Source organism: Pseudomonas sp. GD04091, from assembly GCF_029836165.1.
In the GTDB taxonomy this organism is placed as follows: domain Bacteria; phylum Pseudomonadota; class Gammaproteobacteria; order Pseudomonadales; family Pseudomonadaceae; genus Aquipseudomonas.
Genome location: NZ_JAOEBG010000021.1, coordinates 13,638 through 27,732, shown reverse-complemented (window position 1 = coordinate 27,732; position 14,095 = coordinate 13,638). Strand labels below are relative to the sequence as shown.

Sequence of the window (14,095 nt, the reverse complement as noted above, 5' to 3'; positions counted from 1 at the left end):
ACCGGATAGTTGCTGGGGCTGAGCGGGAACCATGACGAGCATAGGGCCTAAGTCATAACTTAGGAGCCTCGAAATGGCACTCTCTGATCTGACCGTCCGGCAGGCAAGGACCACCGGCAAGCGCTACACCCTCTCCGACAACGACTGCCTGGGCCTGATGGTCTCTGCCGCAGGCGGCAAGTCGTGGATCTTCCGCTACTACTGGCTGGGCAAGCAGAAGCGCTTGTCCCTCGGCGGCTATCCCGCCCTCAGCCTGCGCGAGGCACGCACCGAGCGGGACAAGGCCCAGGCCCTGCTCGCCAGGGGGATCGATCCCCAAATCGAACGCGATCAGCGTCGGCACGCAGCCAAGCTGGCGGGCGAATACACCTTCAAGAACGTCTTCGATGCCTGGGTCGAGCATCGCCGCAAGGAACTCAAGGAAGGCCGTCAAAGCACGCTTTCGCAGATCCTGCGCATCTTCAACAAAGACGTGCTGCCCACTCTAGGGAAGATGTCGATCTACGACATTCGCCGGCCCCAGCTCGTGGGCGTCGTGGCGGCCATCGAGAAGCGCAAGGCGTTCACCACCGCCGAGAAGGTGCGCACCTGGTTCAACCAGATGTTTCGCTATGCCTTGGTCATTGCTGAGGGGCTGGAAGTCAACCCGGCTGCGGACCTGGACGTGGTGGCCGAACCCAAGCCTCCGGTGGCGCACAACCCCTACCTGCACCTGCCCGAACTGCCCGAGTTCCTTCAGAAGCTCCGGCTCTACAACCCCCGTGGCTGGCAGACCCAGCTTGGTGTCCGTCTGCTGTTCCTGACGGGGGTGCGCACGGGCGAGTTGCGGCTGGCCGAACCTGAGCAATTCGACCTCGACCGCGGCTTGTGGATTATCCCGCCGCAGGTCGTCAAGCAGCTCCAGGACGAAATGCGCAAGGCCGGCAAGCGGCCGCAGGACGTGCCGCCCTACATCGTGCCCCTGTCCCTGCAGGCCATCGAGATCGTGCGCTATCTCCTGGGCGTGATGCGTCCGGCGCAGAAGTACCTGTTGTCGCATCGCAGCGAACTCAAGAAGCGCATCAGCGAGAACACCCTCAACAAGGCCGTGCAGCTCATGGGCTACGAGGGCCGCCTGACCGGCCACGGCATCCGCGGCACCATCTCGACGGCGCTCAACGAGATCGGCTACCCCAAGATTTGGGTGGACGCGCAGCTTTCGCACTCCGACCCCAACAAGGTGAGTTCGGCCTACAACCACGCCAAGTACGTGGAACCGCGTCGCCGGATGATGCAGGACTGGGCCGATCGCCTCGACTTGCTCGAACAGGGCGAAGTGCAGGCTGCGAGCGCGCACTTGACCATCCGCATCGACGGGGTGCCGGCGATGGCAGAAGTGGAGGAAGTCGTGCATGCGGTCCCCACGGCGGCCGAGCCCACTCCCCCCGGCGTTCCGCCGGTCGTGGCCACGCCCATTGTCGTAACACCGAGCAGCGGCGGGATCACGTTCCAGCGGCTGTCGCAGGTGCCGCCGCCTCCGACGCACGCCCCGGAGCCGGAAGTCTCCGCAATCCAGCGCGAGCGCGAGGAAATGCTGGTCATCTACGAGTCGCCGAACAATCTGCCGGTTCCGCTGTTCGGCAAGCTGGCCGGGAAGTCCAAGGACCAGATCAACCGCGAGTTGAAGGCGGGCAAGCTGCTGTCTATCAGCTTGGGCAATCGAGGGCAGCGCGTTCCCGACTGGCAACTGGTGCCGCTCAAGCACAGGCTGGCCCAGGTGCTCATGAACCAGTGCCCGCACTCGGACTCTTGGGATCTGTACCGCATGCTGACCCAACCGCACCCGGACCTGGGCGATCGCGCAGCCATTGATGCGGTCACGCCGACGAACGTGCCCGCGATCATCCGGGTCCTCATGGGTGACTACCAGCACCCCGCGGATGCACCCGAGGCTGTTGCCTCGCGGCCAATCCCCGAAGATGTGCGGCAGAGCGTTCGTCGGCTAGTGGATAGCGCTGTGACGCTTGAAGGGGCTTGACGCGTGCCGCTACCCGACGGCCGGAGGCGGGACTACTCCGGTCGTCGGGTTGTGGATTAGGTGCTGCCAGCCTTGGCAACCTGCTGCGCCCTGCGCTCGAACCGATCAATAGCTGGGCTGACTTGCCCATTGGGCCGCAGCAGGTGCGTCACGATCTCGTAAGGGCCGTCGGACAGCGGGCGCATGTCGATTTCCCAGCCGTGAGCGTATTCAATGCGCGATTGCGCGGATACCCCGATCCCGTAGCCGGCCGCGACCCGTAGCGCCATCATCTCGAAGGAGGTAACGGTCTGAAGGTTTTGTTGGTCCACAGGTAGGAGGGAGGACAGCCGGTGATCCAGCAAGGGGCAGGCCTCTGCCTGCCAGCGAAAGACCGAGCAGTCATGTAAATCGGAGATCGTGAGCGCCGCTTGGTCAAGCAAGGGAAATTGCAGCGGAATGGCAACGGCCATGTTCTCGATCCATAAGGGTTGTGTTTTGAAGGCTGGACTACTCGCCTCCGAAAGCGACACCCCTACGTCGTACCGGCCTTCGAGTAGGCCTTCAAGAAGATCATCACCCGCGACCTCGAAAAGCGTGAGGGCTGTATCCGGGTCTTCCGCACGTTGCAGCGCAAGCAACGCGGAAAGTTGTAGTGAAGGCACCCCTGGCGCGATAGCAACTCTGAGGCGGGGGGGATGGATGTTGATGTCGTGCATGGAGAGCCCCGCAGAAGCGTCTGACCAGATCAAGGGCGAAGCAACATAATAGTAAAGAGATAACTTTAACGTCTATAACAATAACGTGGTTAATTTCCGTGGATTGTTCGACGCTTCTGCTGATGCGGAAGCCCACTATTCAGCCAGGTCGTCCATCTGGCACAACCACGTATGAATCCGAACCGGCACAGGCCTTCGGACAGGCTGTGCGCGCTGCCCGTGTCGCTCAGGGAGTCGCTCAAGACGAGTTTGCATCTAGGGCAGGCATCGCGCGCTCCCACATGGGAAAGATCGAGCGTGGAGAGCACGTGCCCACACTGCCACTCATCTTGAAGATCGCCGTGGCACTCGGGATCAGCGCCGCCGACCTGATGGCCGCAACAGAGCGAAATCTTCATGCCGACACCGAGTTATGAACGCGAGTGGCGGAGGACCGCTTCCTCAGCTATCCGGCGGGCTGCGTAAGCGGTCGATAAACCGTTCCAGCGAAGTCAGCGGGCTATCGCTCTCGGGCCGAAGCAGGTAGGTGGTGATGACGGCCGAATCCAGAGCCAATGGCCGGATCACTACATCAGGGCGTTGGCATGCCGCAATCCTGGTCGCCGTTGCGAAGCCGACGCCGTAGCCAGCGCCGACCAGGGTGAGCATCATGTCCAGCGAGGACACGTGTTCGACAATGGTGGGCTCGCGCTCCAGGGGACGCAGCAGCCGGGTCAATTCGCGGCAGTAGCCCTCGCAAAGCTGCGGATCGCACATCACCAGCGGGTAGCTTGCGAGTTCACGCAGCGACACCTCCTTGTGAGCGAGCAATGGGTGCCGGATCGGGACCGCCACCACCAGGGGGTCCTGCCAGATCGATTCCGCGACCAGACCATCGCCGACGTCAGCGGTGTGTGCAAATCCGATCGTGAAGTCGCCTGATCTCAGTCCGCGCAACTGTTCCGCCAAGGGGACTTCGGAGAGCCGTATTTCAATTTCCGGTTCCTCCTGGCGGCAGAAGGCAAGGAGCGCCGACAGCCGCGGATCGATGGCGCCGTCGGAAATGGCAATGCGCAGACTGCCTTTCAGGCCAGCAGCGATGGCCCTAACGTTTTCTCGCGCCTGCTCCAGCACGGTGAACAGCCGCCGAATGTCTTGCAAGAAGGCGGTGCCTGCGGCGGTCAACCGGGTTCCCCGGCGATCCCGGTCGAAGAGCATCACGCCCAGTTCGTCTTCCAATTCCTTGATGGTGCGGGACAGCGGCGGCTGCTCGATATGCAGTCGCTCCGCGGCGCGTGTGAAGTGCAGTTCTTCGGCAAGTGCCACGAAGCAGCGCAGATGACGGAGTTCCATGGGCACGTCCTTCAGCAGTCCTGGTCATTCGGTTGGCCACGGCGCATTGCTGCCGAAGTGTGCTCAGAGGGGGCGAGGTAGTGCTGGGTCCCCCTTCAGGGCAAGGAAAAGGCCATCGGTTTATTTGAATAAGAATACATATGTTCATGTATTAACTCAAGTCGAGGCCAGTAGCAACTGTTTCGGAACGTGACATCGAGACGAGCCCGCTCAATATCGGAGGGGATCAGGACGACGAACGGCCTGCACATGGCTGGTGCCGATCGCTCCCCCGGTCATGCGCGCTCGCGTGCCAAAGCAGAGCGAGCCCACACAGGGGCTCGCGAGGTGCAGAAGGCGCTATGCCTTCCAGGAGACGGCCTGATCAGGCTGGGTTGATCTCCAGCGCGCCGCGGTTGATCTGGTCGCGCTCCATGGACTCGAACAAGGCACCGAAGTTCCCCTCGCCGAAGCCCTCGCGGTAGTTGCCCTTGCGCTCGATGAACTCGAAGAACACCGGCCCGAGCAACGGCTCGGAGAAGATTTGCAGCAGCAGGCGTGGCTGGCCGCCTTCGGTCGTGCCGTCGAGCAGGATGCCGCGCGCCTGCAGCTCGGGCACGGGCTGGCCATGGCCGGGCAGGCGCTTTTCCAGGTTCGCGTAGTAGATGTCGTTGGGGGCGGTCAGCAGCGGGATGCCGGCCATCTGCACGCGGTCGAGCGCATCGATCAGGTTGTCGCACAGCAAGGCGATGTGCTGGATGCCCTCGCCGCTGAACTGCATCAGGAATTCCTCGATCTGGCCGCCGCCCTGGCGTGCTTCCTCGTTCAGCGGGATGCGGATCAGGCCGTCCGGCGCGCTCATCGCCTTGGAGGCCAGGCCGGTGTACTCGCCGTTGATGTCGAAGTAGCGGATCTCCTGGAAGTTGAAGAACTTCGTATAGAAGTCCGCCCAGTACGTCATGCGACCGCGATAGACGTTGTGCGTGAGGTGATCGACGATCGAGAAGCCGTGCCCCTTGGGATGGCGGTCCACACCAGGCAGGAACTCGAAGTCGATGTCGTAGATGGACTTGCCGTCCTCGAAGCGATCGATCAGGTACAGCGGCGCGCCGCCGATGCCCTTGATCGCCGGCAGGCGCAACTCCATCGGGCCGGTGGGAATGTCCATCGGCTGCGCGCCCAGCTCCAGCGCGCGGTGGTAGGCCTTGTGCGAATCCTTGACGCGGAACGCCAGCCCGCAGGGGCTGGGGCCGTGCTCGCCCGCGAAATACGCCGCCTGGCTCTTGGGCTCGCGGTTGACGATGAAATTGATGTCCCCCTGGCGATAGAGCGACACGTCCTTGGAGCGATGTCGGGCCACTTCGGTGAAGCCGAGCTTCTCGAACAGCGGCTCCAGCACGCCGGGCGTGGGCGAGGCGAACTCGACGAATTCAAAGCCGCACAGGCCCATCGGGTTGTCAAAGAGGTCGGTCATCGGGGTGTCTCTCTTGGGTTTGGGGTGGAAATCTGGACACCCTAGATGGTAAGAAAAAGCCCGCACATCATTTCTGCAAAATCAATTGCAAATAGACTTCTTGACGCCTGATTCCTGCGTGGTGAAAGAAATGAGCACAGAAATAGCCCTTGATGGCACGGATAGACGCCTTCTTGATGCATTACAACGCAATGGAAGGTCCACCTTCGACGAGCTGGCCGAGCACGCGAGCCTGTCGTCCTCGGCCACGCTGCGGCGGGTGCGCCGCCTCGAAGAGGCTGGCGTCATCGCCGGCTATGTGGCCTTGGTGCATCCTGAACGCATCGGCCTCACACTCACCGCCTACCTGAACGTGCGCCTCGAAAAGCACTCCGATTCGCACAAGCGCAATCCCATGGACGTGTTCCGCGCGTCGGTCCAGAACTGGCCGGAGGTCGTTGAGTGCCATGCGCTGACCGGCGACATGGACTACCTGCTGCGCGTGGTCGTCAGGGACATGGCCCACTACTCCCGCTTCGTGCTGGACACGCTGCTCAAGCACCCCAGCGTGCAGGATTGCAAGACCAGCTTCGTGCTGGACCGCGTGAAGAGCACCACGGCCTTGCCGCTATAAGCACTCGTCCGATCGGTCGATGCAGATAGCGCTTGACCTTCCAACCGTGGCAAGCACCAGACTTCATGCACCCCAACCCGAAAGGAGTTTTCCATGCAATTCCATCTCGAAGACATGACCTGTGGCGGCTGCGCCCGCACCGTGACGAAAACGATCCAGACGATCGACCCCAATGCCAAGATCGTCACGGACCCGCCGACCCGCCGTGTCGAGGTTCAGACCTCGGCCTCGCAAGAGCAGATCGCCGCGGCCCTGAGCGAAGCTGGTTTCCCGCCGCGCGCGCAGTAATCCTCTTCACGGCCCGTCAATTCGACGGGCCGTGTGCGATGTTGGCGGTGCGCCCCCGCATCGACCGCTTTGCCGAACCGACCTGGACCACGCTTGGCATCTTTCCCACGTCTTGACGAGCCCGCGTGCTGTAGCTTGTGATGATCGAACAACCTTCTGACTCTCAAGGAGCGACCATGAGCAACCACCAACACTCCGGCTCTCAGCACGGGCGCCCCTATGCGCTCTTCGCCTTGAACATGGCGTTGAGCCTGGTCGCCATGTATCTCGTGATGTTCACGATGATCGATACGTGGGGCGACTTCCGCAACAACCTGAACACGCTGTACATGGCGCTGACGATGGTGGCACCGATGGGCATCATCATGTTGTTGACCATGCCGGGGATGTATCCCAGCAAGCGGACGAACCTGTTCATTCACGCTGGCTTGGTGGCGGTATTCGTCCTGTCTCTGGCGGGTACGCGCACACAGACCGCGATTGACGACAAGCAGTTCGTCGCTTCTATGGTCCCACACCACTCCGGTGCCATCCTGATGTGCCGGGAGGCCAATCTCTCGGACGCCGAGCTGGTGAAGCTGTGCGAGGAGATTGCCGTCGCCCAGCGGCGAGAGATCGAACAGATGGACGCCATCCGGGCCAGGCTTTCGGGCACCGCTACACGCTAGGGGGCTACCGAAGTAGGTCGGCGCAACGCGCCAACCCCGCCTGACCCAGCGCTCAGTGCATCCCCAGGAAGGCGACCTTGGCCCACATCCACAGGGCCATCGCCACCATCATCAGGTTCTCCGTCAGGGACACAAAGCCCAGCGGCACGTTGCTGTCCCCGCCCACGCAGGCGCACTTGAGTTCCCGGCGATCGACATAGACCGCCTTGAAAACCGACACGGCCCCGACGGTGCCGATGAACAGCGCCAGCGGAATCGACACCCACATCCCCACGCCCGCGATCATCAGAACGCCCGCGATGGCCTCCGCGAACGGGTAGAAGTAGGCATACCGAACCCAGCGCTTGGCCAGCAGGTCGTAGTTGAGGAACATCGTCGCGAAGCCGTCCACGTCCTTGAGCTTCTGCAGCGCCAGGAGACACATGGCAAAGGCCACGAACCACTCTGCCGCCTGGATGCTCCAGAGCTGGCCGAAGGCCGCACAGCTCGCCGCCAGCGCCATCGCGGCGGCCATGGCGAACAGCGCGATCACGGGGGTGTAGGTCACGGCGTTCTTGTCCTTCACGGACATGCCGAAGAATTTGCGCAGGTCGTCGTAGCCGCCCACGCGCCGCCCGTCGATGAAGGTTTGCGGCGTGGTATCGACGCCATGCTCCTTCTTGAACGCATCCGTCTGCTCGCGGCTCGCCAGATGCTTGTCCTCGACCTCGTAGCCCTTGCGTTTGAGCAGATCGAGCGACTTCAGCCCATAGGGGCAGGTATGGCCGGGCATGACCATCCGGTAGAGCGTGGCGTGCTTGAGCGCAGACATGCTGGACTTCTCCTGTGGGGCTTTCCATGAGCCGCGGCCGCAGGGCCGGCCGTCACGGAAGTACTTTGACGACCTCTCTAGCCTAACCAGCGGTGGTGCAAGGGTGTGTAGGCATCTGGCTCACGGGTAGGTCGTCAGGCTGCATCGGCCTCAATCCTTCACTCCCCAGCACACCCCGGCCGCAGGCTGGCGTGCCTGCGGTGGCACGCCAGGCCCTAGTGGTTCTCCTTGGCGTGGTTGATCGTGTACTTGGGGATCTCGACGGTCAGGTCCTCTTTCGACACGATGGCCTGGCAGCTCAGGCGCGATTGCGCCTCCAGCCCCCAGGCCCGGTCGAGCAGGTCGTCCTCGCACTCCTCGACCTCGTTGAGAGAATCGAACCCCTTGCGCACGATGCAGTGGCAGGTCGTGCAGGCGCAGCTCATGTCGCAGGCATGCTCGATCTCGATGCCGTTGTCCAGCAGCGCCTCGCAGATCGAGGTGCCGGCTGGCACGTTCAGTTCGGCGCCCTCGGGCGCCAGTTCAGGATGGGGCAAGACGGTGATCTTGGGCATGTCTCTCCTGGCCGATCAATGCGAACGCGGCTTTTTCGCCGCCCCGTTGCCACGTGCGCGGCGCGGCACGGCGCCGGTGCGCGCTTCGGGCTCGTCGTCGCTGGTATCGGGCTGCTCCAGCGTGTGCAGGATCGGGCAGTCCGGCCGTTCGTCGCCGGCGCAGCAGTGGATCAGCGCCTTGAGCGTCTCGGCCATCTCCAGCATGCTCGCGATGCGCCGGTCCAGCTCGGCGATGTGCTGCTGCGCCAGGCGCTTGACGTCGGCACTCTGACGCGACTTGTCGTTCCACAGGCCCAGCAGGTCCGTGATCTCGGCCACCGAAAAGCCGAGGTCGCGCGCACGCCGGATGAAATGCAGGCGGTGGACGTCGTCCTGGGTATAGGCGCGGTAGCCCGAATCGGTGCGGTCGGCCGGGGGAATCAGGCCGATCTGCTCGTAGTAGCGGATCATCTTGGCCGAGACCTTCGAGGCCTTGGATGCTTCACCGATGTTCATGGTGTTCCTCCTTTCTCAATGAGCGGAATCCGCCGCCAGCGGCGGCTGGAAGCGGCGCAGGCGCAGCGCGTTGCCGAGCACGAACACGCTGGACAGCGCCATCGCGCCGGCCGCGAAGATCGGTGACAGCAGCACCGCGTAGGCGGGGTACAGCACGCCCGCGGCCACCGGGATCAGGGCCGTGTTGTAGCCGAAGGCCCAGAACAGGTTCTGGCGGATGTTGCCGATGGTGGCCTTGGACAGCGCGATGGCGTTGGGCACGCCCTGCAGGTTGCCCGACATCAGCACCACATCGGCCGATTCCACCGCCACGTCGGTGCCGGTGCCGATGGCCAGGCCCACGTCGGCCTCGGCCAGCGCCGGGGCGTCGTTGATGCCGTCGCCCACGTAGGCGATCTGGCCGTGGCTGGCCTTCAGCCGGCGCACGGCTTCGACCTTGCCCTCGGGCAGCACTTCGGCCACCACCTCGTCGATGCCCAGTTGCTTGGCGATGGCCTGCGCGGTGCGCGCGTTGTCGCCGGTGATCATCGCCACCTTCAGGCCGAGCTGGTGCAGGGCCGCGATGGCGGTGGGCGTGCTGGCCTTGATCGGGTCGGCCACCGCGATGATGGCGGCCAGCCGGCCGTCGATGGCGGCGTACAGCGGCGACTTGCCCTCGTTGCCCAGGCGCTCGGCGGTGCCCGCGAACGAACCGACGTCCAGACCCAACTCACGCATGAAGCGGTCGGCACCGACTTCGACACGGGCGCCGTCCACGGTGGCGCGCACGCCCATGCCCGTGACCGAATCGAAGTCCGTCATCGCCGGCAGCGCGATGCCGCCTTCCACGGCCGACTCGACGATGGCGCGCGCGATCGGGTGCTCCGAGCGCGATTCGACAGCCGCGACCTTCGCCAGCACCTGGTTGCGGTCAAAGCCCTCGGCAATCTCCAGGTCGGTCAGGACCGGGCGGCCCTCGGTCAGCGTGCCGGTCTTGTCCACGGCCACCACCTTGGCGTCCTTGAGCAGTTGCAGCGCTTCACCCTTGCGGAACAGCACGCCCATCTCGGCGCCCCGGCCCGTACCGACCATGATGGAGGTCGGCGTCGCCAGGCCCATGGCGCACGGGCAGGCAATGATCAGCACCGCCACGGCATTGACCAGCGCGAAGGACAGCGCGGGCGACGGGCCGAACACCAGCCAGACCAGGAAGGTCAGCACGGCGGCCAGCATCACCGCCGGCACGAACCACAGCGTCACCTTGTCCACCACGGCCTGGATCGGCAGCTTGGAGCCTTGCGCCTGCTCGACCATGCGGATGATCTGCGCCAGCATGGTCTGCCCGCCCACGGCGGTCGCGCGCAGCGTCAGCGCACCCTTCTGGTTGACGGTGCCGCCGACCACCGTGCTGCCTTCCGCCTTCTCGACGGGGATCGGCTCGCCGGTGATCATCGACTCGTCCACAAAGCTGCGGCCTTCGGTCACTTCACCATCGACCGGCACCCGCTCGCCGGGGCGAACTTCCACGATGTCGCCCTGCGCCACGTCATTGATCGGGATGTCCACGACGCGGCCGTCGCGCAGCACGTGTGCCTCCTTGGCCTGCAGGCCGACGAGGCGCTTGATGGCCTCGGAGGTGCGGCCCTTGGCACGCGCTTCCAGATAGCGTCCCAGCAGGATCAGCGCCACGATGACGGCGGCGGCCTCGTAGTACACGTTCACCGTGCCGGCCGGCAGCAGGCCGGGCGCGAAGGTGGCGACCATCGAATAGCCGAAGGCCGCGGCCGTGCCGACCGCGACCAGCGAGTTCATGTCGGGACCCAGGCGGAACAGCGCCGGGAAGCCCTTCTCGTAGAAGCGCCAGCCTGGAATGGCGAGTACCAGCAGGGTCAGCACGAACTGCAGATACCAGCTCTGCTGGATGCCGATGGTGGAAGCCACCCACTCGTGCATACCGGGGATCATGTGCGAGCCCATTTCGAGCACGAACACAGGCAGCGCCAGCACGGCGGCCAGGGTCAGGTCGCGCTTGAGTTCGGCGCGCTCGGCGTCCTTCTTCTCGGCGGCTTCCTCGTCGGCCTGCGCGCCGGTATCGACCGGACTGGCCTCGTAACCGACCTTCTCGATGGTCGCGATCAGGTCCGCCACGGCGGCCACGCCGCGCACAGTGGCGCGCTCGGTCGCGAGGTTGACCGTGGCCTCGGTGACGCCCGGCACGGCCTTGAGCGCCTTCTCGACGCGGCCCACGCAGGACGCGCAGGTCATGCCCTCGACCGCCAGCTCGACGGTGCCGGCGGGCACGTCGTAGCCGACCTTCTCGACCGCCTGGATCAGCGCCATGCGATCGACAGGCGCCGACAGGCGGATGTCCGCCCGCTCGGTAGCCAGGTTAACGGACACGCTGTCCACGCCTGCGACCTTGGCCAGGGCGGCCTCGACTCGGCCGACGCAGCTCGCGCAGGTCATGCCCTCGATGGGCAGGCTGATCGCTGCTGCGGTGGCACGAGCATCACTCGTTATTGGCATGCTCATGGTTGTTTCCCATAGTTGATATTCGACATGGGGGAGCTTAGGGATTACCATCGTGGGAAGGTCAAGCGTTTTTTTATGTACTGTCAGGCTTCAGAAATGGCCCGGCGCACGGGGGAACGAGGGGCCTTGGCTGCCAGGCTCGCCCTGGTCCCGGGCTGTACGCGCGTTCAAGCGTTCGCAGCCTCGTTGAACCTGAAGGGCAAGAACAGCCGTTCGAGGGTAGGAATTTTGAGAAATGACTCCACGCAAACCAGCCAGTGCCCCACCGAAGGCCCCAAGCGCCGATCTGGCATCCCTGTCACAGAATGACGTGACCATCCTGGCCGAGACCTTCCGGCTCCTGGGCGACCCGTCCCGGCTGAGGATCATGCTGTGCTGCATGAAGGGCTCTTCATCGGTCGGGGACATCGCGGAAACCCTCGAACTCTCGCAATCCCTGGTGAGCCACCACCTGCGGCTGCTGCGCGGTGCCCGTTTGGTCAAGGGCGTGCGCCAAGCCAAGCAGATCTTCTACGAGGTGGCCGACAAGCACGTGAACCAGGTGCTGCTGGACATGGCCATCCACATCGCCGAAGACCACAGCGACGAGTAGCCTTCGGGCAAAGCATCCATTGCGTCGCAGCCTGCGGGCTACGGCAAACCGCGAGCGTATGACCCGCGGCTGCATTCGGTGAGGCGGCTTGGATGACGCTTCCGATCGATCAGAAGTTCAGGGCGCGCTTGTCCACCGCCAGCGAGGCCTCCTTGAACGTCTCGGAGAGCGTCGGATGGGCAAAGCAGATGCGAGCGATGTCCTCGCTGCTGGCCTTGAACGCCATCGCGATGACCGCTTCGGCCACCAGTTCGCTGGCCTGCGGGCCGACCACATGCACGCCGAGGATTTCGTCCGTTGCAGGATCGGCGATCACCTTGACGAGCCCCGTCGTGTCGCCCAGCGCACGCGCGCGGCCATTGGCCATGAACGGGAAGGTGCCGACCCGGTAGGGGGCGCCCGCGTCCTTGAGCTGCTGCTCGGTGCGGCCTACCCAGGCGATCTCCGGGCTGGTGTAGATGACGTTGGGGATCGTGTTGAAATCGACGTGACCATGTTGACCGGCGATGCGCTCGGCCACCGCGACGCCTTCCTCTTCCGCCTTGTGCGCCAGCATCGGGCCGCGCACCACGTCGCCGATGGCCCAGATGCCGGGCACGCTGGTGCGGCAATCGCCGTCCACCACCACGGCACCGCGCTCATCCAGTTGGAGGCCCACGGCGGCCGGATTCAATCCTTCGGTGTTGGGCACGCGGCCGATCGCCACGATCACCTTGTCGGCCTGCAGGGACTGCGCCTGGCCCTGGCTGTCGGTGTATTGGATCGTCACGCCGGCATCGGCTGTGCTGACTTCACTGACCTTCGCACCCAGTTCGATCTTCAGGCCTTGCTTGTCGAACGCCTTCTTGGCTTCCTTGGCAATGGCTTGGTCGGCCATCGGCAGGAAGCCGGGCAGGCCTTCGAGGATCGTGACGTCCGCCCCCAGGCGGCGCCACACGGAACCCAGTTCCAGGCCGATCACGCCGGCGCCGATCACGGCCAGCCGCTCGGGCACGGCCGCGATGTCCAGCGCACCGTCGTTGGAGAGCACGACCCGCTCATCGAACGGCAGGTTGGGCAGCGGCCGCACGTTGGAGCCGGTGGCGACGATGATCTGCTTGCCCACCAGGGTGGCCGCTTGATCGGCGGCGACGCTCACCTCGAAACCACCATCGACGGCCCTGGTGAAGGACGCCAGGCCGTTGAAGAACTGGACCTTGTTCTTTCGGAACAGATAGAGGATGCCTTCATTGCTCGACTTCACGACCTGATTTTTGCGCTCCAGCATCGTGGTCACATCCATGCGCAACTCGCCCGTGGAGACGATGCCATGCGCGCCGAAGTGGTGCTTGACCTGCTCGAAGTTCTCGGACGACTGCAGCAGCGCCTTCGACGGGATGCACCCGATGTTGTTGCAGGTGCCGCCCGGGGCCGGCTTGCCATCCTTGGTTTTCCAGGCATCGACGCAGGCGACCTTCATGCCCAATTGCGCAGCGCGAATGGCCGCGATGTAGCCGCCGGGCCCGGCGCCGATGACGATGACGTCGAAATTCGTGTCCATGATTGAAATCTCCTAGAGGTTTTCAGGCGCTCGCCTGCGTGGCGGTCATGGGTTGGGTGATCGCCAAGTGGCCCGCCGGTCCACCTGACGACCACACCTGGCACTACGGCAGCACGAACCGCACGCTCGCGACCTTGCCGCCGCGCTCGACCTGGACGACAGCCTTCGTGTCCTTGGCCGCGGCGAAGGTCCCGCTGCTTTCGAGGCGGCTGCCGTCCGCTGCGGGCGTGAGTTGCACCTCCTGCTTTTGCGAGCCGGTCAGCAGCGTGAGCTTGGCCTTGGCGTTGCTCACGTTGACCTGCTTGCCGTGGTCGCGCAGGTAGAGCTGCGCGGCCGTGGGCTGAACGACCAGCTCGTAGTCCACGTCGCGGACTTCGGTCACGACGCCGCCATGCAGCGGCTTGTGGTCATGGGCGTGGTCATGGTCGCCTGCGGCGAAGGCCGTGACGGATGCCAGGGCGAGTGCGGTGCCTGCCGCGAGGGAACGAAAGAGAACCGGCATGAAAGCTCCTATGGGGGTTGC

General features: G+C 64.3%; 15 protein-coding genes. 6 read left to right on the top strand and 9 right to left on the bottom strand.

Going from position 1 to position 14,095, the window contains the following annotated elements; genetic code table 11:
* Nucleotides 1–73 precede the first annotated feature (73 nt).
* Nucleotides 74–2,017, top strand: coding sequence for an integrase arm-type DNA-binding domain-containing protein (locus tag N7422_RS21090; RefSeq protein WP_023911433.1), 1,944 nt, complete (start codon nucleotides 74–76; stop codon nucleotides 2,015–2,017).
* Between the two features lie 56 nt (nucleotides 2,018–2,073).
* Here the strand turns inward: N7422_RS21090 and N7422_RS21085 are convergent, their stop codons facing one another.
* Nucleotides 2,074–2,715, bottom strand: coding sequence for a LysR substrate-binding domain-containing protein (locus tag N7422_RS21085; protein WP_094226292.1), 642 nt, complete (start codon nucleotides 2,713–2,715; stop codon nucleotides 2,074–2,076).
* A 122-nt stretch (nucleotides 2,716–2,837) separates the two neighbouring features.
* On the opposite strand from N7422_RS21085, the gene N7422_RS21080 reads away from it, so the two are divergent.
* Entirely contained in the window at nucleotides 2,838–3,131 is a 294-nt protein-coding gene (locus N7422_RS21080; protein ID WP_023911436.1) for a helix-turn-helix transcriptional regulator, read from the top strand.
* A 25-nt stretch (nucleotides 3,132–3,156) separates the two neighbouring features.
* Here N7422_RS21080 and N7422_RS21075 read toward each other — a convergent pair whose 3' ends face one another.
* Together N7422_RS21075 and hppD are read right to left on the bottom strand one after the other, a co-directional pair.
* On the bottom strand, nucleotides 3,157–4,047 hold the full coding sequence (locus N7422_RS21075; RefSeq protein ID WP_023911438.1) for a LysR family transcriptional regulator: 891 nt from the start codon (nucleotides 4,045–4,047) through the stop codon (nucleotides 3,157–3,159).
* 364 nt (nucleotides 4,048–4,411) lie between these two features.
* Nucleotides 4,412–5,500, bottom strand: a complete 1,089-nt coding sequence (gene hppD / locus N7422_RS21070) for a 4-hydroxyphenylpyruvate dioxygenase (RefSeq protein ID WP_023911440.1) — start codon at nucleotides 5,498–5,500, stop codon at nucleotides 4,412–4,414.
* Nucleotides 5,501–5,630: 130 nt separating this feature from the next.
* On the opposite strand from hppD, the gene N7422_RS21065 reads away from it, so the two are divergent.
* The 3 genes from N7422_RS21065 (at nucleotide 5,631) to N7422_RS21055 (ending at nucleotide 7,069) form a co-directional block, all read left to right on the top strand.
* Nucleotides 5,631–6,113, top strand: coding sequence for an Lrp/AsnC family transcriptional regulator (locus tag N7422_RS21065; protein WP_023911442.1), 483 nt, complete (start codon nucleotides 5,631–5,633; stop codon nucleotides 6,111–6,113).
* Between the two features lie 93 nt (nucleotides 6,114–6,206).
* Nucleotides 6,207–6,401 (top strand): heavy-metal-associated domain-containing protein, encoded by a 195-nt coding sequence (locus N7422_RS21060; protein WP_003821167.1) that lies wholly within the window; start codon nucleotides 6,207–6,209, stop codon nucleotides 6,399–6,401.
* A gap of 176 nt (nucleotides 6,402–6,577) precedes the next feature.
* Nucleotides 6,578–7,069, top strand: a complete 492-nt coding sequence (locus N7422_RS21055; protein ID WP_023911445.1) for a DUF305 domain-containing protein — start codon at nucleotides 6,578–6,580, stop codon at nucleotides 7,067–7,069.
* Nucleotides 7,070–7,121: 52 nt separating this feature from the next.
* On the opposite strand, the gene N7422_RS21050 is transcribed toward N7422_RS21055, so the two are convergent.
* The 4 genes from N7422_RS21050 to N7422_RS21035 all read right to left on the bottom strand — a co-directional run bounded on the left by N7422_RS21050 (nucleotide 7,122) and on the right by N7422_RS21035 (nucleotide 11,440).
* Nucleotides 7,122–7,880, bottom strand: coding sequence for a glutaredoxin (locus N7422_RS21050; RefSeq protein WP_023911446.1), 759 nt, complete (start codon nucleotides 7,878–7,880; stop codon nucleotides 7,122–7,124).
* A 215-nt stretch (nucleotides 7,881–8,095) separates the two neighbouring features.
* The gene (fdx, locus tag N7422_RS21045) at nucleotides 8,096–8,434 is read right to left on the bottom strand and encodes an ISC system 2Fe-2S type ferredoxin (RefSeq protein ID WP_023911447.1); all 339 of its coding nucleotides are present in this window, start codon (nucleotides 8,432–8,434) and stop codon (nucleotides 8,096–8,098) included.
* A 15-nt stretch (nucleotides 8,435–8,449) separates the two neighbouring features.
* Nucleotides 8,450–8,929: a Cu(I)-responsive transcriptional regulator gene (gene cueR, locus N7422_RS21040; RefSeq protein ID WP_023911448.1), complete on the bottom strand. Its 480-nt coding sequence runs from the start codon at nucleotides 8,927–8,929 to the stop codon at nucleotides 8,450–8,452.
* A 15-nt stretch (nucleotides 8,930–8,944) separates the two neighbouring features.
* Nucleotides 8,945–11,440: a heavy metal translocating P-type ATPase gene (locus N7422_RS21035; protein WP_023911450.1), complete on the bottom strand. Its 2,496-nt coding sequence runs from the start codon at nucleotides 11,438–11,440 to the stop codon at nucleotides 8,945–8,947.
* A gap of 235 nt (nucleotides 11,441–11,675) precedes the next feature.
* Here N7422_RS21035 and N7422_RS21030 point away from each other — a divergent pair, with 235 nt between their 5' ends.
* Nucleotides 11,676–12,032, top strand: coding sequence for a metalloregulator ArsR/SmtB family transcription factor (locus N7422_RS21030; RefSeq protein WP_023911452.1), 357 nt, complete (start codon nucleotides 11,676–11,678; stop codon nucleotides 12,030–12,032).
* A 109-nt stretch (nucleotides 12,033–12,141) separates the two neighbouring features.
* Here the strand turns inward: N7422_RS21030 and lpdA are convergent, their stop codons facing one another.
* Together lpdA and N7422_RS21020 are read right to left on the bottom strand one after the other, a co-directional pair.
* Nucleotides 12,142–13,572 (bottom strand): dihydrolipoyl dehydrogenase, encoded by a 1,431-nt coding sequence (gene lpdA, locus N7422_RS21025; protein ID WP_023911454.1) that lies wholly within the window; start codon nucleotides 13,570–13,572, stop codon nucleotides 12,142–12,144.
* A 103-nt stretch (nucleotides 13,573–13,675) separates the two neighbouring features.
* Nucleotides 13,676–14,074, bottom strand: a complete 399-nt coding sequence (locus N7422_RS21020; RefSeq protein WP_023911455.1) for a hypothetical protein — start codon at nucleotides 14,072–14,074, stop codon at nucleotides 13,676–13,678.
* Nucleotides 14,075–14,095: the final 21 nt, after the last annotated feature.